16 protein-coding genes are annotated in these 18,567 nt (G+C 73.7%); 10 read left to right on the top strand and 6 right to left on the bottom strand.

All coding sequences use genetic code 11. From position 1 onward, the window contains the following. Positions 1–10 precede the first annotated feature (10 nt). Positions 11–1,000, top strand: a complete 990-nt coding sequence (locus BKE41_RS21715) for a MaoC/PaaZ C-terminal domain-containing protein (protein WP_029359248.1) — start codon at positions 11–13, stop codon at positions 998–1,000. A 13-nt stretch (positions 1,001–1,013) separates the two neighbouring features. Here the strand turns inward: BKE41_RS21715 and BKE41_RS21710 are convergent, their stop codons facing one another. Both BKE41_RS21710 and mtnA read right to left on the bottom strand, forming a co-directional pair. After that, complete coding sequence (locus BKE41_RS21710; RefSeq protein WP_012321048.1) at positions 1,014–1,709, bottom strand: class I SAM-dependent methyltransferase; 696 nt, start codon at positions 1,707–1,709, stop codon at positions 1,014–1,016. Positions 1,710–1,943: 234 nt separating this feature from the next. Next, complete coding sequence (mtnA, locus tag BKE41_RS21705; protein WP_012321047.1) at positions 1,944–3,047, bottom strand: S-methyl-5-thioribose-1-phosphate isomerase; 1,104 nt, start codon at positions 3,045–3,047, stop codon at positions 1,944–1,946. Between the two features lie 169 nt (positions 3,048–3,216). Here mtnA and BKE41_RS21700 point away from each other — a divergent pair, with 169 nt between their 5' ends. The 6 genes from BKE41_RS21700 (at position 3,217) to BKE41_RS21675 (ending at position 9,022) form a co-directional block, all read left to right on the top strand. Next, complete coding sequence (locus BKE41_RS21700; RefSeq protein ID WP_071000099.1) at positions 3,217–5,880, top strand: DNA translocase FtsK; 2,664 nt, start codon at positions 3,217–3,219, stop codon at positions 5,878–5,880. Positions 5,881–6,243: 363 nt separating this feature from the next. Next, positions 6,244–6,726 carry an Hsp20 family protein gene (locus tag BKE41_RS21695; RefSeq protein ID WP_012321045.1) on the top strand — a complete coding sequence of 161 codons (483 nt, stop codon included), beginning with the start codon at positions 6,244–6,246 and terminating at the stop codon, positions 6,724–6,726. 132 nt (positions 6,727–6,858) lie between these two features. Then, complete coding sequence (locus BKE41_RS21690; RefSeq protein WP_012321044.1) at positions 6,859–7,377, top strand: Hsp20/alpha crystallin family protein; 519 nt, start codon at positions 6,859–6,861, stop codon at positions 7,375–7,377. Positions 7,378–7,539: 162 nt separating this feature from the next. Then, positions 7,540–7,959 (top strand): hypothetical protein, encoded by a 420-nt coding sequence (locus BKE41_RS21685; RefSeq protein ID WP_029361625.1) that lies wholly within the window; start codon positions 7,540–7,542, stop codon positions 7,957–7,959. Positions 7,960–7,975: 16 nt separating this feature from the next. Then, positions 7,976–8,320 carry a hypothetical protein gene (locus BKE41_RS21680; RefSeq protein WP_043074483.1) on the top strand — a complete coding sequence of 115 codons (345 nt, stop codon included), beginning with the start codon at positions 7,976–7,978 and terminating at the stop codon, positions 8,318–8,320. Between the two features lie 24 nt (positions 8,321–8,344). Continuing rightward, a complete protein-coding gene (locus tag BKE41_RS21675) occupies positions 8,345–9,022 on the top strand; it encodes an NADH dehydrogenase ubiquinone Fe-S protein 4 (RefSeq protein ID WP_071000098.1) in 678 nt (225 codons plus the stop codon). Positions 9,023–9,097: 75 nt separating this feature from the next. On the opposite strand, the gene BKE41_RS21670 is transcribed toward BKE41_RS21675, so the two are convergent. The 3 genes from BKE41_RS21670 to BKE41_RS21660 form a co-directional block, all read right to left on the bottom strand. Further along, the gene (locus BKE41_RS21670; RefSeq protein ID WP_071000097.1) at positions 9,098–10,138 is read right to left on the bottom strand and encodes an aldose epimerase family protein; all 1,041 of its coding nucleotides are present in this window, start codon (positions 10,136–10,138) and stop codon (positions 9,098–9,100) included. Positions 10,139–10,142: 4 nt separating this feature from the next. Continuing rightward, complete coding sequence (locus tag BKE41_RS21665) at positions 10,143–11,414, bottom strand: nuclease (protein WP_071000096.1); 1,272 nt, start codon at positions 11,412–11,414, stop codon at positions 10,143–10,145. A 208-nt stretch (positions 11,415–11,622) separates the two neighbouring features. After that, complete coding sequence (locus BKE41_RS21660; RefSeq protein ID WP_071000733.1) at positions 11,623–12,498, bottom strand: hypothetical protein; 876 nt, start codon at positions 12,496–12,498, stop codon at positions 11,623–11,625. Positions 12,499–12,803: 305 nt separating this feature from the next. Between BKE41_RS21660 and BKE41_RS21655 the strand changes: the two genes are divergently transcribed. The 3 genes from BKE41_RS21655 to BKE41_RS21645 are packed head-to-tail and all read left to right on the top strand — an operon-like array spanning position 12,804 to position 15,335. Continuing rightward, positions 12,804–13,757, top strand: coding sequence for a lipid kinase (locus BKE41_RS21655; RefSeq protein ID WP_012321037.1), 954 nt, complete (start codon positions 12,804–12,806; stop codon positions 13,755–13,757). After that, entirely contained in the window at positions 13,754–14,524 is a 771-nt protein-coding gene (locus tag BKE41_RS21650) for a TerC family protein (protein WP_012321036.1), read from the top strand. The genes BKE41_RS21655 and BKE41_RS21650 overlap by 4 nt, the downstream gene beginning before the upstream one ends. A gap of 16 nt (positions 14,525–14,540) precedes the next feature. After that, complete coding sequence (locus BKE41_RS21645) at positions 14,541–15,335, top strand: ABC transporter substrate-binding protein (protein WP_083374395.1); 795 nt, start codon at positions 14,541–14,543, stop codon at positions 15,333–15,335. A gap of 231 nt (positions 15,336–15,566) precedes the next feature. Here BKE41_RS21645 and leuS read toward each other — a convergent pair whose 3' ends face one another. Beyond that, complete coding sequence (gene leuS, locus BKE41_RS21640; protein ID WP_071000095.1) at positions 15,567–18,152, bottom strand: leucine--tRNA ligase; 2,586 nt, start codon at positions 18,150–18,152, stop codon at positions 15,567–15,569. Between the last annotated feature and the right edge of the window lie 415 nt (positions 18,153–18,567).

Here is an 18,567-nt window from a genome sequence, read left to right as displayed (position 1 = left end):
CGAGCCCGCCATGCCCGATCCCGCCCTCGAAGACTTCTCCGTCGGCGACGTGATCGTCGGGGAGCCGCTGACGGTGACCCGCGACGACATCGTGGGCTTCGCGAAGGATTTCGACTTCCAGCCGTTCCACCTCGACGAGGCGGCGGCGGAGACGACCTTCGCGGGCCGGCTGATCGGCTCGGGCTGGCACACGGCGGCCCTGGGCATGCGGCTGCTCCAGCAGGGGCCGTTCCGGGGCGGCTCGTCGCTCGGCGCGCCGGGCATCGACGAGCTGCGCTGGCTCGCGCCGGTCCTGCCCGGCGACGCCCTGACGCTGACCTTCCGGGTCGCGGGCCTGCGCGACTCGGCCACGAAGCCCGGCCTCGGCTTCGTGACCGCCGAGCTCGCCCTCGGCAACCAGCGGGCTGAGACGGTGCTGACCCAGCGCTTCACCTTCATGCTCGCCCGCCGCGGCACCGACCCCCTGCCCCCGCGGCCGGTGGAGACCGGCGTGCCGGGGCCGGTCGCCGAGCCGGAGGATGCCGAGATCCTGCCGTTCCTGCGGGATGCCGAGATCGGGGCCGTGCGCGACCTGGGCGCCTACCCGTTCACCGCCGAGGCGATCGTGGCCTTTGCGCGGGCCTACGATCCGCAGGCCTTCCACCTCGACCACGACGCGGCCAGGCGCAGCCATTTCGGCGGCCTCTGCGCCTCCGGCTGGCACACGACCGCCGCCTACATGAACCGGATGCTCACGACCCGCGCCCGGGACGCCGCCTACACGGCCAGCCGCGGGCCGGTGCCGGAGGCGGGGCCCTCCCCCGGGTTCAAGAACCTGCGCTGGCTGAAGCCCGTCTACGCGGGCGACACGGTGCGCTTCAGCGCCAAGCTCACCGACAAGCGCGCCTCGGCGTCACGGCCCGGCTGGGGCCTGGCCTTCGCGCGCAACACCGGGGTGAACCAGCGCGGCGAGGCGGTCTTCGCCTTCGACAGCGCGGTCTTCCACCGCTGGGAGCCCTGAGCGGGCCGGGCCGTCAGGCCGGCGCCTTGCCGAGCACCGCGAGGGACTGGCCCAGATGCGCGCCCGACGGCCACGGCGCCGCCGTTCCGTCGAGGAACGTCACGCTGTCGAAGCCGATATGGTCCGCCCAGGTCTGCCAGACGCTGCGCTCGATGAACGTGTTGAGGTGCGGCACCGTGCTGGTGCGCTGCTCGCCGACCGTCTTGGTGAAGACGCCCCAGTGCGAGGCCATGCTGAACTCGAGGAACGAGGCCACGACGCGGCCGCCGGGCCTGAGGGCGCGGTGCATCTCCTCCAGGTAGATGTAGCACTCCGTGTGCAGGAGATGCGTGAACACGCTGAAGGCCGAGACGAGGTCGACGCTGCCGTCGGCGACCGGCAGCGACAGCGCCGTGTTCCTGGCGAAGCGGTAATCCTTGGGACAGCGGCGCTTGGCGTAGTCCAGCAGCTCCTGGACGACGTCGAGGCCGAGATACGCGACGGTGCCGGTGCGGGCGAGGTGAACCGCCAGGCGCCCGGAGCCGCAGCCGAAATCGACCACCGACTGGCCGTCCCGGAGCCCGAAATGGTGGAGGATCTCGCACTCGATCGCGCCGATCCGGTCGTAGTCGCCGCCCACCGCCACGCTCATCGCCTCGTCCAGGGGCAAGTCGCGCGTCAATTGGCGTACGTACGCCTCGTAATCCTCGACGAAATGAAATCTCGCCATCGCGGCCACCTCGAAGGCATCGAGATCGGACTGGGATGATCAGTCCGTCCGCCGTCGAGACGTGTTCTTCCCCGCGGCGGTCCAGCATCCGTTGTGCCGAACACCGTCGAGCCGGGGAAGCATCGGCGTGGATACGGGGCGCGAATTGCCCCCGAGGCTGCCTTTTCGGTCACACCGCGTTCGGGACGCCCCGGATACTGCGCCGGGCGGCCGCGGCCGCCCGGAACTCCGCCCTCACGCCGCGCTCCGGCGCTCCGGGTAGAGCCCGTACAGGCCCTCGCGGCTCGCGTCGCAGATGCCGCGCTCCGTGATGATCCCGGTCACGAGGCGCGACGGCGTCACGTCGAAGGCGGGGTTGGCCACCGGGCTGCCGGGGGAGACGACCTCGATCGTGGCGAAGCCGCCGTCGGGCAGCCGGCCGGTCATGTGGGTGACCTCGCGCCCGTCGCGCTCCTCGATCGGGATCTCCTTCACCCCGTCGTCGAGCGTCCAGTCGATGGTCGAGAACGGCAGGGCGGCGTAGAACGGCACGCCGTTGTCGTGGGCCGCCAGCGCCTTCAGGTAGGTGCCGATCTTGTTGCAGACGTCGCCGCTCGCCGTGGTCCGGTCCGAGCCGACGATGCAGAGGTCGACGTCGCCGTGCTGCATCAGGTGGCCGCCGGCATTGTCGGCGATGACCGTGTGCGGCACGCCGTGGCCGTTCAGCTCGAAGGCCGTGAGCGCGGCGCCCTGGCTGCGCGGCCGGGTCTCGTCGACCAGGACGTGGACCGGCACGCCCCGCTCGTGGGCGGCGTAGACCGGCGCGAGCGCCGTGCCCCAGTCCACCGTGGCCAGCCAGCCGGCATTGCAGTGGGTCAGCACGGTGATCGGCCGGTCGCCGCCCCGGGCCGCGTGGAGGTCGGCGATGATCTGGCCGCCGTGGGCGCCGATCGCGCGGCAGCTCGCCACGTCCTCCTCGGCGATGCGGCCGGCCTCCGCGAAGGCGCGGGCGAAGCGCTCGTCCGGCGCGGTCTGGCGCAGGTTGGCGGAGACCCGGTCCAGCGCCCAGCGCAGGTTGATCGCGGTCGGGCGGGTCGCCGCGAGCGTCGCCACCGCCCGGTCGATGCCGTCGTGGGAGGCGTCGGCCCGCATGGCGAGCGCCAGCCCGTAGGCGGCCGTGACGCCGATCAGGGGCGCGCCCCGCACGATCATCGTGCGGATCGCCACCGCGGCGTCCTCCAGCGTGGCGAGGCGCCTCAACTCGAACGCGAAGGGCAGGCGGGTCTGGTCGATCACCTGGACGCTGACGCCGTCGGGGTCCGGGAAGATCGTGCGGTAGGGCTGGCCGTCGATATTCATGGCCGCTCCTGTGCCACAGCGGGGCGGCTTTTGCATCCTCCCGGGCGCCGGCACGACGGCCTGGGGATGCCCCGCCCGGCGGCCGGTCAGCCTTCCTCAACCTTAGCGGGTCGTTAAGGCGCTCGTGCCTAGCCTCGGGGGTAAGTTCCCGTTTCGCGTCCGGTCCCGCATGCGCTCGCTTCGCCGTCCCGCATCGCCCTACGAGACTTTCGTCGACAGCGTTCGCCCGTTCCTGGGCAAGCGCCTGACGGAGCTCGGCGGCTTCGTGCTGTTCACCGGCGCGGTCGCCCTGACCGTGGCGCTGGCCACGTGGTCGATCGACGACCCGAGCCTGAACCACGCCACCGACCACGCCGCCCACAACGTCCTCGGCCAGCCGGGCGCCGTCGTGGCCGATCTCGCCATGCAGATCCTGGGCCTGGGCTCCCTGGCCTTCGTGCTGCCGCCGGTCCTCTGGGGCATCCGGCTGATGCGGGAGCGCGACCTGCCCGAGGGCGGCCTGCGCATCGCGCTCTGGATCATCGGCTTCTGCGCCGCCAGCGCGGTGGCGAGCGCGCTCCCGCCGACGACCCGCTGGCCGCTGCCCACCGGCCTCGGCGGCGTGGCCGGCGACGGCCTGCTGTCGATGGCGCGGGTGATCGTCGGCGCGGTCTCGTCGGCGGCAGCCCACCTCGTCGGCTTCGGCTACGCCGCGGTGGCGATCCTCAGCCTGACCGGCGCCTGCCGATTCGGCGCCGTCGAGGAGGAACCCCTGCACGACGACCCCTACCCCGTCCGGCGCGCGCCGGCGCGGGGCCGGGATTCGGGCCGGGACGAGCGCGAGGATTCCGACGAGCCGAGCCTCGGCCTCGTCGGTGTCGGCGCCCTGGCGCAGGGGCTGATGGGCCTGCGCGGCGCCGCGGCCGAGCGGATCGCCGCGTGGCGCGCGGGCCGGGCCGAGCCGATCGACGGCGCGTCGCCCGCCCTCGCGGCCCGCCGCGCCTTCACGGACGCCGATCTCCCCTGGGCCGACCACCTGCCCGAGGGCCGGCAGGCCGGCGCGAGCCGGCGCGAGCCCGTCTTCGACGCCTCCGAGGACGCCACCGCGGCGCCGGCCCGCCGCGCCGCGCCGCCGCGGGACGACGCGGAGGACGATCCGGACACGTTCGAGGCGCCGCAGCGCCCGATCCCGCCGCGGGCCGAGCCGACCGCGTCGCGGGTGGCCCCGCCGCCCGCCGCGCCCGTGCCGGCCCGGCGCGCCCCCGCGCCGCCGGTCCGCCCCGAGGATTACGCCCTGCCCGCCCTCGACCTGCTGGCGGCCCCCCGCGGCCCGTCCCAGGCGAGCCTGATCTCGGCCGATGCCCTGGAGCAGAACGCCACGCTGCTGGAGGCGACGCTCGGCGATTTCGGCGTGCGCGGCGACATCCTGGCGGTGCGGCCGGGCCCGGTCGTCACCCTCTATGAGCTCGAGCCCGCCCCCGGCACCAAGTCCAGCCGCGTGATCGCGCTCGCCGACGACATCGCCCGGTCGATGTCGGCGGTCTCGGCCCGCGTCGCGGTCGTGCCCGGCCGGAACGCCATCGGCATCGAGCTGCCGAACGCCAAGCGCGAGACGGTGTACCTGCGCGAACTCCTGGCCTCGACGGACTTCGCCGAGAGCAAGCACAAGCTGGCGCTGTGCCTCGGCAAGAACATCGGCGGCGAGCCGATCATCGCCGACCTCGCGCGCATGCCGCACCTGCTGGTGGCCGGCACCACCGGCTCGGGCAAGTCGGTGGCGATCAACACCATGATCCTCAGCCTGCTCTACCGGCTCAAGCCGGAGGAGTGCCGCCTGATCATGGTCGACCCGAAGATGCTGGAGCTGTCGGTCTACGACGGCATCCCGCACCTGCTCTCCCCCGTGGTCACCGACCCGAAGAAGGCGGTCATCGCCCTCAAGTGGGCCGTGCGCGAGATGGAGGAGCGCTACAAGAAGATGGCCAAGATCGCGGTGCGCAACATCGACGGCTACAACGCCCGGGTCGCCGAGGCGGCGGCGCGCGGCGAGGTGCTGACCCGGACCGTCCAGACCGGCTTCGACCGCCACACCGGCGAGGCGGTGTACGAGGACGAGGCGATGGACCTGGCGCCGCTGCCGTACATCGTGATCGTGGTCGACGAGATGGCCGACCTGATGATGGTGGCCGGCAAGGACATCGAGGGGGCGATCCAGCGTCTGGCGCAGATGGCGCGGGCGGCGGGCATCCACCTGATCATGGCCACGCAGCGGCCGTCGGTGGACGTGATCACCGGCACGATCAAGGCGAACTTCCCGACCCGGATCAGCTTCCAGGTGACGAGCAAGATCGACAGCCGCACGATCCTGGGCGAGATGGGCGCCGAGCAGCTTCTGGGCCAGGGCGACATGCTGTTCATGGCCGGCGGCGGGCGCACGACGCGCGTGCACGGGCCGTTCTGCTCGGACAGCGAGGTCGAGAGCGTGGTCGCCCACCTCAAGCGCCAGGGCCGCCCCAGCTACCTCGACGCCGTCACCGCCGACGACGAGGAGGGCGCGCCCGAGAAGGGCGGCGAGCGCGGCGGGAAGGGCAAGGCCGGCGCCGCGGAGCTCGAACTCGACGGCGCGGTGTTCGACCAGGGCTCCTTCGGCGAGGCCGGCGGCGACCTCTACGACCAGGCCGTGCAGGTGGTGCTGCGCGACCAGAAGGCGTCGACGAGCTACATCCAGCGCCGCCTGCAGATCGGCTACAACCGCGCCGCCTCCATCATGGAGCGGATGGAGATCGAGGGCATCGTCGGCCCGGCCAACCACGCCGGCAAGCGCGAGATCCTCGTGGAGGAGGCGGTCGGCTGAGAGCGGGGCCTGTGGCGTCCGCGGCGCCCCCCTCCCCTGCCGCCTGGGCAGGTTCGAGGCGCTGTCTGTGACGGAGCGCCCCTCGCCCCGGCGAGGGCGGGGCCACGCTCTCTCGACCTGACGCGCGTGCCGACCGGGACCGCGGGCCTGTGCAGCCCGCAGCTCAGGGGAGAGGCCGCACGGGGCGGGTCGCGGTATTCGACCACGCCTGCCCGACCCGAAAAAAAATCTCGCCCAGCGCGGAACTGATCGCTCGCCCGCACGTTACGCGCGTGCGAGGCCTGGAAACGGGCTCGCTCTGAGGGCGCCGGACACGGTGTCCGGTGCTGCTTGTAGTCACGTTGCTCGTCGGAGGATGTGGTTATGAGGACGTACGACGTTTCGCCCCTGTTCCGGTCGTCCATCGGGTTCGACCGTCTGTTCGAGCTGCTCAACCAGGCCGACCGCGTCGAGCCGTCGACCGCCTGGCCGCCCTACAACATCGAGAAAGTGGCCGAGGACCAGTACCGCATCACCATGGCGGTCGCGGGCTTCACGCCCGACGAGATCGAGCTGACCCAGCAGGACACCACGCTCCTCGTCTCGGGTCAGAAGGCCGCCCAGGAGGGTGAGAAGCACTACCTCTACCGCGGCATCGCGGCCCGCACCTTCCGCCAGACCTTCAATCTGGCCGAGCACGTGAAGGTCGTGGGCGCGTCCCTGGAGAACGGCCTGCTCACCGTCGCGCTGAAGCGCGAGGTGCCGGAGGCGCTGAAGCCCCGCCGCATCGCCATCGGCGGCACGACGGCCGCGTCCGGCCAGGACAACGCCCCGGCGCAGATCACCCGCGAGGCCAAGGCAGCCTGATCGGCAGCCTGATCCGGTGTCCCGGGCCGCGCGCCCGGCCACCCCCTTATCGACACGGATGACATCCCTCACGGGTCCGCGGACCCGCGGGCCCGTTCCCACGACTGCACCGCATTCGATGGAGCGAGGACCATGAGCGTGAGAGATCTGATTCCCTGGAACCGCACCAGCACCCCGGCGCCGACCGCCCTCGCGCAGGGGTCGGCCAGCCCCTTCCTGACGCTGCACCGGGAGATGAACCGCCTGTTCGACGACGTGTTCGGCGGGTTCGGCAGCGTGCCGAGCCTCGCGGGCCGCGGCTTCGGTTGGCCCCAGGTCGAGCTGGCGGAGGCGGACGGCGCGCTGCGCGTCTCCGCCGAGCTTCCCGGGCTCGACGAGAAGGACGTCGAACTGCTCATCGCGGACGGCGTCCTGACTCTGAAAGGCGAGAAGCGCGCGGAGACCACCGACAAGGACCGCGGCTATTCCGAGCGCAGCTACGGCCGCTTCGAGCGGTCGATCGCCCTGCCCGTGCCGGTGGAGGAGGAGAAGGCCGAGGCGACGTTCCGCAACGGCGTCCTCACCGTGACGCTGCCGCGCGCCGCCGAGGCGCCGGAGCGCCGCCGGCGCATCGCCATCAACGGCGCGGGCGCGCCGGTCGCCAAGCACTGAGCCGGTCCTGAGCCGGTCCTGAGCCGGTCCTGGGCCGGTCCTGGGCCTGTCCTGGCGGCGGCCGCCCCCGCGGCCGCGGACACGAACGCATGACGCGACGGCCGGCGGCCCCGACCAGGACCGACGGCCGCTCCAGCCTTTGCTCACGATGAGGAGGGTCGCATGCAGCCGATCGATACGAACCACGTCCAACCCGAGATCGCGCGCCTGGGTCCGGTGGCGGCCGCCAGCCTGAGGCCGCAGGCGGTCGAGCCGTTCGAGGCCTTCGTGGCGCCGGGCGACGTCTTCCGGCATCCGCGCGAGGTGCTGCGCTATCCCGGCCTGTCGCGGGCCGAGAAGCGGGCGATCCTGGCCTCCTGGGCCTCGGACGCCCGCGCGGTCGATTCCTGCCCGACGCTGCGCTGCCTGCCGGGCTGCCGGGCCGAGCCCGTGCCGCTGAGCGCGGTCCTGGAGGCGCTCCAGACGCTCGACGCGGGCCCGGCACCGCCCGCAGCCCCGGCGCCGCGCAGGCCGCCCGACCCGGCGGCGTTCATCCGCCGCTGGCGGCGCGGTCCGACCGGACCGGAGCCCCGGCTGAACTGAGCCGGGGAGGCGCGCGATGGCAACCTTCGACCTGTGGGGCGGGCACAGGGGCCTGTCCCGGTCGCGGCGCGGCCGGCGCGGAGGGCAGGTGCGGACCACCGACGGGACCGTGCTGGGCCGCTGGATCCTGTCCGCCGCCCTGTGCGTCGCCCTGGCGGCGCCCTGCCCGGCCCCCGCCCTGCCCTGGGTGCTGGCCGCCCTGCTGAGCCTGTCGGGCTTCGCGTGGCTCGGCCGGGCGCTCACGCAGGCCGGTCCGCCGGCCAACGCCCCGCACCTGACCGCCTGGGACGCGGCCCTGCTGTCCTTCGCGGCGAGCTTCGGCGTGCAAGCGGCGGCGCGGCTCGGCCTCTTCGGCGGCTGAGCGCGCCCCTTTCGGGAGGCAACCATGCAGGATGGGACGATCGGAATCGGACACAACAGCCCGCCCGGCCCGGCCGGCGCGCCGTGGCTCGCCGGTCGCCGGGCGCTGATCCGCCGGCGCGGGCGCTCCGTCGACACGGCGGGGCGCGCCCGGGCCGGGACGTGGCTTCTCACCTTCGAGCGGGAGACGCCGCCGGAGCGGGAGCCGCTGATGGGCTGGACCGGCGGGCGCGACACCCTCGCCGCGGAGGTGGTGCTGACGTTCCCGACGCGGGCGCGGGTGGTGGCCTACGCCGAGCGGCAGGGCCTCACCTACCGGATCGAGCCGGACCCGCCCGACGGCCGCCGGGCGGGGACCCTGCGGGTCTGGGGCGCGCACCGGGTCTCCCGGGCGCCGCCCGCGGGCCTGCCCGACCTGGAGCGCGCCCTGCTCAACCCGGCCGCGGTGTTCGACGCCCCGGCCGCGGTGCGCGATCATCCCCGGCTGCTGCCGAGCTGCAAGCGCGAGATCCTGCGGCGCTGGGCCTGGGACGAGTACCTGAAGGAGGTCGCCGCCGCCGAGGGCATGGCCGAGGGCGAGCCGTCGCGGCTCGACGCCGTGAAGGCCGCCCTCCTGGCGCTCGGCGAGGCGTGGCGCCCCGATCCCGCCGCGCCGGCCGCCGCGATCCCGGCGCCGCGGGCGGTCGACCGCGCGGCGGCCTGAGCGCGCGGGGACGACCGGTCCGGCCCTCCGCCGGTGGCGACGCCGCGCCCCCGGAAGGCCCGCGCGGTGCGGCCGTCACACGACCGAGAACCGGAACTCCGTGGCGGCCGCGAAGGTCTCGCCCGGCCGCAGGCCCGCGGACGGGAAGCCCGGCTGGTTCGGCGCGTCCGGAAAGCCCTGGGTCTCGAAGCAGACGCCGTCGCCCGAGCGGTAGATCCGCCCGGACGGACCGATCAGCCGCCCGTCGAGGTTGTTGCCGCTGTAGAGCTGCAGCGCCGGCTGGGTGGTCCAGACGTCGAGCCGCCGCCCGCTTCCGGGATCGACGCAGCTGGCGGCCGGCCGCAGCGTCCCGGCGGCCCCGCGCAGCGCGAAGGTGTGGTCGTAGCCCTTGGCGTAGGTGAGCTGCGGGTCTCCGGCGCGGATCCGCGCCTCCAGGGCCCGCGGCGTGCGGAAGTCGAACGGCGTCCCGGCGACCGGCAGGAGCGCGCCGGTGGGGATCTGGGTCGGGTCGGTCGGCGCGAAGGCGTCCGCCTCGACCTGCACGAGTTGGTCGAGGACGCTGCCCGTCCCCTCGCCGGCGAGGTTGAAGTAGCTGTGATTCGTGAGGTTCAGGATCGTGGGCCGGTCGGTCACCGCGGCGTAGTCGACGCGCAGCACGCCGTCCTCGGGCAGGCTGTAGGTGACGCGGACGTCGAGATTGCCGGGAAACCCCTCCTCCCCGTCCGGCGAGCGGCGGACCAGGACGAGGCGCGCCGCGTCGGAGAACTCCGCCCGCCACAGGCGCCGGCCGAAATTCTCCGGGCCCCCGTGGAGGGTGTTGGGGGCCTCGTTCACCGGCAATCGGTAGCCGTGCCCGTCGAGGCTGAAGCGCCCGCCCGCGATGCGGTTCGCGTAGCGGCCGACGATCGCGCCGAAGCTCGGGCTCACGGTCTCGTAGCCCGCCAGGGTGCCGAGGCCGAGCACGACGTTGGCCGGATGGCCGGCGCGGTCGGGCACCTCGATCGCCGTGACGGCCGCACCGTACTCGATGACGGCGACGCGCAGGCTGCCCCGGCTCAGGGTGTGGCGGCTGACCGATCGGCCGTCCGCCGTCGTGCCGAACGGTTCGGCCGGCATCCGGCTAGCGCTTCCAGACGCCGAGCCGCTCGCTCCGGGCGTGGTCCTCGGCCGCGACCAGCTCGGGGCTCGCCTCCGGAGAGGCGCGACCGCCGCCGTTGAACAGCACCACCTCGGAGAGGTCGCGCCCGTCGACGAGGCAGTTCATGTTGGCGCTGCCGGGGGCCGGCTGGCAGGTCACCGGCCGGTTGCCGATGTACCGGGCCAGTTCCTCCGCCTGGCCGCCCCGCACCCACTCGACGCCGAACAGGTGCACGACCTTGCCGCCGACCTTGAGGGTCGCGGTGTCGATCACCTGGGCCTGTCCGGTCACGGCGTTCGGCGGCAGCGGCGCGTCGGGCTCGGACTCGCCGCCGGTCTCGGGGGGCGGCGTCACCGTGTCGGGGGCCGAGGCGGGCGGGTTCGCGGGCCGTGCGTTCGGCGCGGGGGTGCTCGGCGCCTCCGTGCGGGAGCCGGTCGGGGCGGCGGGACGCCCGGGTTCGGGCGCGGAGCGGTCCAGCACGACCCCCGCGGCGAGGACCGCCACCAGCGTGCCGGCGACGGCGCCCAGGAGCAGGCGGCGCTGCCGGCGCGCGCCGTCGTCGGCCCCGTCTCCCCCGAGGCCGAGCCGGTCGCGCAGGTGGCCGAGGCCGCCGCGCAGCGTCTCTCCGAACCGTCCCGGGCCGCTGTTCCAGGCGGCGGTCGGATCCGCGGCCGGGGCGGGCGCGGCCTCCGCGTCGGCGGCCGCGCCCGCCGGGCGGGCGAAGCGGCCGCGCAGGTTCGTCCGCAGGCTGGCGAAGCGGCCGGCGGCGTTCTGCGCGAGCGCGCGGCCCTGCTCGGAGGAGCGCTCCGCCAGGGAGCGCGCCCGCTCGGACTGGGTCCCGACGAAGCGGGCGGTCGCGGCCTTCATCTCGTAGGCGCCGCTCAGCAGGGACGAATCGCGGGCCTCCTCGGCGGTCCGCGGGGCCGGTTCGGGCTCGGGCTCCGGCGGCAGGAACAGGGCGGGATGGCGCGCGCGCAGCTCCGCGATCAGGTCCGCGAGGGTCATCGGCTCGGACGTGTCGTCCCGCCGCCGCACGGCCCCCTGGCGGTCGAGGACGCGGAGGCCGGTTCCGGCCTCGTCGGGGGCGCAGGCGGCCTCGGCCAGCAACTCGAGGGTCCGGACCGCGACGGGGCGCGGACGCGCGCGCGCGATCTCGGCCCGGATCGTCTCGCGCAGGGCGAGGCGGCCGGGACTGTCGAGGACCGGCCGGGCCGGCTCCGCCTCCTGTTTCTCCACCACCGTTGAAGACGTCATTCACCCGATCCCGGCATCACCGACGCGCGGCGCGAAGGAGGCCCGACCGCACCTCCTGACGAAGCCCGCCCGCGGGCGCCTCACGGAACGCCCGACCACCGGGACCGATCCCACGACACGCCCCCAGCCCGCTTCCCTGCACGCCCTTCCGCGAGTCCCCCCGCAAGCCCGTGCCCGCCGCGGGGCGGCGGACCGCGATGCGGGGCTCTTACGCCTTGCCGGGCGACGCGGCCAGGGTTCCGGCCTGAATGCTCCGCCGCAGGACGCGGCCGGTCTCGCCGAGGATGTAAGGCCGCGTGCCGGCGAAGCCCACCTCCAGAACCAGTTCGGCCTCGCCGCTGGAGACGGCGCCCCGGCCCGGATTGGCGGTCCGGAAATCCACGAGCGCGCGGATCGTGCAGGTCTCGGCGTCGCAGGCGGCGCGCATCGCCCGCGGCTCGTAGCGCCGCTCGGGCCAGCGCTGGACGAAGCTGCGCTTCTCGGCGACGAGGGCCGCCGTGGTGATCGGCCGCCCGTAGAAGCGCACGCGGGTCGCGTAGTACTGGGTCGCGGCGCCGACCATGGTGTCGCTCGAGCCCGAGACGGTGGCGAGGTAGCGCGTCGTCAGCGCCCGGGCGGCGGCGGCGCGCTCCGCCGGCGCACCCGGCGCCGGGGTGACCGCGGCCGGCGTCTCGGCGAGCCGGTGCGGGTGGCGCGCGGCGTGGTGCAGGGGCTCCCGGACCGGCGGGCGCTCCAGGGCGGCCGCCCGCTTCGGGCCCGGCGCGCGCGTCGCCGCCGCCTTCGGCAGGGCATCCTCGCCCGGCTCGGGTCTGGCGGCCTGCCGGACCGGTTCGGCGGCGCGCGCGCCATCGGGCTGCGCCTTCGCGCGGGCGGCGACCGCGTCCTGCCCCCGCGGATCGACGGCCGTCGCCGGCGCCTTCGCCGCTTCCGTCCCCGCAGTCCGCGCCGGACCCTGCGCCGGTGCGGCGGCCCGGGGCGGCGGGTCCACCCAGGCGCTCTGGGCGGCGGCACCGCCCGCGAGGGCGAACGGCAGGAGCGCGCCGAGGGCGAGAACCTGGGGACGGACGGGACGTGTGGCGGACATCGGTGCCTTCCTGGCGGCCGGGGCGGGCATCATGGAGAACGCGCCCGCGTGGGTGAGGGGTTCCACGAAGGGCTCGGGCGCGCCCACATCCTGCCGAACTCTGCGACGTCGGCCAGCCCGGGATTGCGGGGATGATGGGGTTGCGTTCGTGCGTTTGGGTACCAAGTCGGGGACAGTCTTGGCCTCTGGCCGCTTCCGGGTTCCGATACCGCGTTCCAGACCGCCCGCTCCCTGCCGTGCCCCGAGGATCCCTTGTCCCGACCTGAGACCGAGTCGCCCCCCGGCCCGCTTCCCGGGGGCACGCGATGAGCACGCAAAGGCGTCGGGCCCTGCTGCTCTGCAACGCCAAGGCGCGCAACGGCGCCCTGGATCTGGACGAGGTGCGGGGAATCCTGCGGGCGGGCGGCATCGAGCCGGAGGAGCCGCCGCCGGAGGCCGATTGCCGCGACGTGATCCGTGACCGGGCCGGCGCGGTCGACCTCGTGATCCTCGGCGGCGGCGACGGCACCATGAACTACGCCGCGCCCGCCCTGGTGGAGAGCGGTCTGCCCTTCGCGATCCTGCCGCTCGGCACGGCCAACGACCTCGCCCGCTCCCTCAACCTGCCGCTCGACCCCCTGGCGGCGGCCCGCTTCATCCCGACCGCGCAGGCGCGGCCGGTGGATCTCGGCTGGGTCAACGGCCACTACTACTTCAACGTGGCGAGCATCGGCTTCTCGGCGGAGCTCGCCGGCGAGCTGACCGCCGAATCCAAGAAGACCTGGGGCGTGCTCGGCTACGCGGTGGCGGCGGTGCGGGTGCTGCGCCGGGTCCGGCCCTTCACGGTGACGATCGAGCACGACGGGGTGGTCGAGAAGGTCACCACCATCCAGGTCTCGGTGGGCAACGGCCGCCACTACGGCGGTGGCATGACCGTGGAGGAGAGTGCCGCGGTCGACGACGGCAAGCTCGATTTCTACAGCCTGGAGATCAATCACTGGTGGCGTCTCCTCGCGCTGCTGCCCGCCCTGCGGCGGGGAACGCAGGGGCGGGCGGGCGACGTGCGGGCGTTCCACACGCGGGAGATCCGGCTCTCGACCCGCAAGCCGCGGCCGGTGAACACCGACGGCGAGCTGACCACGCACACGCCCGCCCACTTCAAGGTCTTCCCGAAGATCCTGCAGGTCCTGGCCCCCGAACCGGTGCGCGGTCCCACCCCCTTCGACCTCACCGCCCTGGGCAACCGCCTGTTCCCGACCAGCGAGGCGCCCCGCCTGTGACCGACCTGATCGAGCTCGCCAGCCAGCCCGCCGTCTGGGCCGCGCTCGCCACCCTGGTGGTGATGGAGGTGGTGCTCGGTGTCGACAACCTGATCTTCATCTCGATCCTGACCAACAAGCTGCCGGCCGAGCAGCAGACCCGGGCGCGGCGCATCGGGATCGGGCTCGCGCTGATCCTGCGCCTGGGGCTGCTCGGCACCGTGGCGTTCATCGTCCACCTGACCGAGCCGGTCTTCGCGGTGTTCGGCCAGGCCTTCTCCTGGCGCGACCTGATCCTGATCGGGGGCGGCCTGTTCCTGCTCTGGAAGGCCACCAAGGAGATCCACCACACGGTGGATCCGGAGCCCGAGACCGCGGGGGCGACCGGCGGCACGATCGGCTTCGGCGCGGCGATCGGCCAGATCCTGCTGCTCGACCTCGTCTTCTCGATCGACTCGATCATCACGGCGGTCGGCATGACCGAGCACGTGCCGGTGATGATGGTGGCGGTGGTGGTCGCCGTGGTGGTGATGCTGGTCGCCGCCGAGCCGCTCTCGGCCTTCATCGCCCGGAACCCCACCGTGGTGATGCTGGCCCTCGGCTTCCTGATCATGATCGGCATGACGCTGATCGCCGAGGGGTTCGGCGCCCACGTGCCGAAGGGCTACATCTACACCGCGATGGCCTTCTCGGCCGGCGTCGAGGGCCTCAACATGCTGGCCCGCCGGCGCCGCCGTCCCGCCCGGGACGGCGCCTCCCCGTCGACCGGGCCGTCGCGGCGCGCCTGAGGGCGGGACGAGCGTCATGCGGATCCGCGCGGCCCTCCTCCTCCCGCTCCTCCGGCTCCTCCCCACCGCCGCGCACGCGGAGCCGAGACCGATGACGCCCGATCCGACGGTCCTGCACGACCTCGCCCCCACCGGCACGCTCCGGGCGGCGATCAACCTCGGCAACCCGGTCCTGGCCCAGGGCGGCGCCGACGGCCCGGCGGGGGTTTCGGTCGATCTCGCGCGGGCGCTGGCGGCCCGGCTCGGCGTGCCGGTGGCGTTCGTGACCTTCCCGGGGGCGGGCGCGGTCTCGGGCTCGGCGGGCTCCGGGACCTGGGACATCTGCTTCCTGGCGATCGACCCGAAGCGGGCCGAGGGGATCGCCTTCACGGAGCCCTACGTGCTGATCGCCGGCAGCTACCTCGTGCCGGCCGCCTCGCCGATCCGATCCCCGGAGGCGGTGGACCGCGACGGCGTGCGCGTCTCGGTGGGGCGCGGGAGCGCCTACGACCTGTTCCTGAGCCGGGCCCTGACGCGCGCCACCCTGGTGCGGGCCCCGACCTCGGCCGAGGCGGTCACGGCCTTCGCCCGCGACGGGCTCGACGTCGCGGCCGGGGTGCACCAGCCCCTCGCCGCCTACGCGGCGGCGCACCCGGAGGTGCGGCTGCTGCCGGGGCACTTCATGGAGATCCCGCAGGCGATGGGACTGCCGGTCGGGCACCCGGCGGGAGCCGCCTATCTCGCGGATTTCGTCGCGCGGGCGAAGCGCGACGGGCTGGTGCGGCGCGGCCTGGAAGCCAGCGGACAGGATCCGGATCTGGCCGCGCCGTGAGAGGCGAGCCGGATCGTCGAACCGGCCAGCGGTCACGGTGCCTTCACCGGGGGTGAGGATTCGATACCGGGTCGGGGTGAGATCCTCCGGCAGGGCTCACCCGCTCCGTCATCACGCGCGAGGCGAAGTGATCCAGGCCGGCGCGACCTCCCTGTGACCGTCACGCGACCCCGGATCGCTTCGCTCCGCTCGCGAAGACGGCAGGAGCGGAGCGACCGGGCGGATGTCGGATCACACCACCAGGTTCACGATCCGCCCCGGCACGACGATCACCTTCCGCGGTGCCTTGCCCTCCAGCACCTTCTGGACGGCCTCCAGCGCCAGGGTCGCGGCCTCGACGGCCGCGGCGTCGGCGTCGCGCGGCACGGTGACGTCCGCGCGCTTCTTGCCGTTGATCTGGACCGGCAGGGTGATCTCGTCCTCGACCAGCAGCGCGGCCTCGGTCTCCGGCCACGGCGCCTGGGCGACGAGGCCGCCGCGGCCGAGGACGGACCAGCACTCCTCGGCGAGGTGCGGCATCATCGGGGCGATGAGCTGGACCAGGATCCCGGCGGCCTCCTTGGCGGCGGCCGGCGAGACCGGGCCGCGCAGGCCGTCCTCCAGGGCGTTGGCCAGGGTGTAGATGTGGGCGACGCAGCGGTTGAAGCGCAGGCGCTCGATATCGTCCTGCACGGAGGCGAGCGCCCGGTGGGCGGCCTTGCGCAGAGCGAGATCCGCGGCGCCGTCGCCTTTCGCCTGCCCGGCGGCGTTCACCAAGCGCCAGACCTTCTGGACGAACCGGGCCGCGCCCTGCACGCCCTCCTCGGTCCAGATCACGTCGCGCTCCGGCGGCGAGTCGGACAGCATGAACCAGCGCGCCGTGTCGGCCCCGTAGCTCGCGATGATGTCGTCGGGGTCGACCACGTTCTTCTTCGATTTCGACATCTTCTCGATCGGGCCGATCGCGATCGGCGCCTGAGTTTTCACGTGAAACGCGCGGCGCTCGCCCTCCTCGGTGGCGAAGCGGATCTCGGCCGGCGGCACCCAGGCGCCGGCTGCGTCCTTGTAGGTCTCGTGGACCACCATGCCCTGCGTGAACAGGCCGGCGAAGGGCTCGGCGACGCCGGCCCAGCCGGTCTCGCGCATCGCACGCATGAAGAACCGGGCGTAGAGCAGGTGCAGGATCGCGTGCTCGATGCCACCGATATACTGGTCCACGGCGAGCCAGCGATCGACCACTGCGCGGTCGGTGGGCGCGTCCGCCAGCCAGGGCGCCGTGAAGCGGGCGTAGTACCAGGACGAGTCGACGAACGTGTCCATCGTGTCGGTCTCGCGCCGGGCCGCCGCGCCGCAATGCGGGCAGGGCACGCTCCGCCACGCGGCGTCGCGCTCCAGTGGGTTGCCGGGCTGGTCGAAGGACACCTCCTCGGGCAGCTTCACCGGCAGGTCGGCCACCGGCACCGGCACTGGGCCGCAGCTGTCGCAGTGGATGATCGGGATCGGGCAGCCCCAGTAGCGCTGCCGGGACACGCCCCAGTCGCGCAGGCGGAACTGGACCTTGCGCCTGGCGATCCCCGCCCCTTCCAGCCGCCGGGCCACGGCCTCGAACGCCTCGCCGGTGCCCATCCCGTCCAGGAAGCGCGAGTTGATCATCCGCCCGTCCTCGACATAGGCGGTGTCGGTGATCACGAACGTCGCCGGGTCCTGCCCTTCCGGGCAGACCACCGGCGTGTTGCCGAGCCCGTACTTGTTGGCGAAGTCGAGGTCGCGCTGGTCGTGCGCCGGGCAGCCGAACACCGCGCCGGTGCCGTACTCCATCAGCACGAAGTTCGCCACGTAGACCGGCAGCTCCCAGGACGGGTCCAGGGGATGGCGCACGGTGAGGCCGGTGTCGAAACCGTGCTTCTCGGCGGTGTCGATCGCGGCCTGGGCGGTGCCGGTGCGGCGGCACTCCTCGATAAAGGTCTGCAGCTCCGGCCTGCCCTCGGCCAGAGCGGCCGCCAGGGGATGATCGGCCGCGATCGCCAGGAACTTGGCGCCGAACAGGGTGTCGGGCCGGGTCGTGTAGACGGTCACCGTGTCGGGCGCGCCGGCGACCGGCCGGGCGAGGCCGAACTGGACCTCCAGGCCTTCCGAGCGGCCGATCCAGTTCTTCTGCATCAGCCGGACCTTCTCCGGCCAGCGGTCCAGCCCGTCGAGAGCCGTCAGCAGGTCCTCGGCGAAGTCGGTGATCTTGAAGAACCACTGGGTGAGCTCGCGCTGCTCCACCAGGGCGCCGGAGCGCCAGCCGCGCCCGTCGATCACCTGCTCGTTGGCCAGGACCGTGTGGTCCACCGGGTCCCAGTTCACCTTGGCGGTGCGGCGGGTGACGAGGCCCTTCTCCAGGAAGTCCAGGAACATGCGCTGCTGGTGCTTGTAGTAGTCGGGATCGCAGGTCGCGATCTCCCGGCTCCAGTCGAGCGACAGCCCCATGGCCTTCAGCTGGTCGCGCATCGACGCGATGTTGGCGTAGGTCCAGTCCCGCGGGTTGACCTTGCGCTCCATGGCGGCGTTCTCGGCCGGCAGGCCGAAGGCGTCCCAGCCCATCGGGTGCAGGACGTTGAAGCCGCGGGCGCGCTTGTAGCGGGCGACCACGTCGCCCATCGCGTAGTTGCGGACGTGGCCCATGTGGATGCGCCCCGACGGGTAGGGGAACATCTCGAGCACGTAGTATTTCGGGCGGGGATCGGAATTGTCGGTCTCGAACAGCCGCTTCTCGGCCCAGGCCTCCTGCCAGCGCGGCTCGGCATCCTTGGCGTTGTAGCGCTCGACGGGCTGGGGGGCGGTGCTGGCGGTCATGGATCCGGCTGGGTCAGGGGCTCGTCGGTCATTCCGAAGGATGACCACGGCACGGTCGCGCCGCGATAGCATATCTGCGCCGCAGCCGGTCAACGCGGCGCGCGATTCGGACTTGCGCGGGGCGCGCGAACGCATAGGTCCTTCCGCAGCAGAGACGGTACACGGGAGCGGCCGGCCCTGGGCTGATTCCATCCCTCCCCGCATCCCGCGATGCCCGCGTCGGCGGGCCTCGAAGGAGGGCTCCAGGGATCGCAGCGGCCGGCTGGAGCGCTCCTTCGCGGCCTCCGCTGCGCTCCGGCACCTCGGGATGAGGGGTCTGAGCTGGACAGCTGGGTCGCCGGGAAGGTGCCGCCGAGGTGTTGTGTACCGTGGGGCGCCTGGTTCGGCGTCCGGCAGCGATAGGACGGCCCGCTAT

The sequence above is a fragment of the Methylobacterium sp. C1 genome (genome assembly GCF_001854385.1).
Classification (GTDB): Bacteria; Pseudomonadota; Alphaproteobacteria; order Rhizobiales; family Beijerinckiaceae; genus Methylobacterium; species Methylobacterium radiotolerans.
The sequence above is the reverse complement of the archived record's forward strand: the minus strand, read 5'-3'. Positions and strand labels throughout refer to the sequence as shown.

Coding starts and splice junctions, on each gene's coding strand:
- BKE41_RS21715 (WP_029359248.1), top strand. CDS start 11: ATGCCCGATCCCGCCCTCGAAGACTTCTCCGTCGGCGACGTGATCGTC.
- BKE41_RS21680 (WP_043074483.1), top strand. CDS start 7,976: ATGGCAACCTTCGACCTGTGGGGCGGGCACAGGGGCCTGTCCCGGTCG.
- BKE41_RS21695 (WP_012321045.1), top strand. CDS start 6,244: ATGAGGACGTACGACGTTTCGCCCCTGTTCCGGTCGTCCATCGGGTTC.
- mtnA (WP_012321047.1), bottom strand. CDS start 3,047: ATGAATATCGACGGCCAGCCCTACCGCACGATCTTCCCGGACCCCGAC.
- BKE41_RS21700 (WP_071000099.1), top strand. CDS start 3,217: ATGCGCTCGCTTCGCCGTCCCGCATCGCCCTACGAGACTTTCGTCGAC.
- BKE41_RS21665 (WP_071000096.1), bottom strand. CDS start 11,414: ATGACGTCTTCAACGGTGGTGGAGAAACAGGAGGCGGAGCCGGCCCGG.
- BKE41_RS21670 (WP_071000097.1), bottom strand. CDS start 10,138: ATGCCGGCCGAACCGTTCGGCACGACGGCGGACGGCCGATCGGTCAGC.
- BKE41_RS21660 (WP_071000733.1), bottom strand. CDS start 12,498: ATGTCCGCCACACGTCCCGTCCGTCCCCAGGTTCTCGCCCTCGGCGCG.
- BKE41_RS21655 (WP_012321037.1), top strand. CDS start 12,804: ATGAGCACGCAAAGGCGTCGGGCCCTGCTGCTCTGCAACGCCAAGGCG.
- BKE41_RS21690 (WP_012321044.1), top strand. CDS start 6,859: ATGAGCGTGAGAGATCTGATTCCCTGGAACCGCACCAGCACCCCGGCG.
- BKE41_RS21685 (WP_029361625.1), top strand. CDS start 7,540: ATGCAGCCGATCGATACGAACCACGTCCAACCCGAGATCGCGCGCCTG.
- BKE41_RS21645 (WP_083374395.1), top strand. CDS start 14,541: ATGCGGATCCGCGCGGCCCTCCTCCTCCCGCTCCTCCGGCTCCTCCCC.
- BKE41_RS21675 (WP_071000098.1), top strand. CDS start 8,345: ATGCAGGATGGGACGATCGGAATCGGACACAACAGCCCGCCCGGCCCG.
- leuS (WP_071000095.1), bottom strand. CDS start 18,152: ATGACCGCCAGCACCGCCCCCCAGCCCGTCGAGCGCTACAACGCCAAG.
- BKE41_RS21710 (WP_012321048.1), bottom strand. CDS start 1,709: ATGGCGAGATTTCATTTCGTCGAGGATTACGAGGCGTACGTACGCCAA.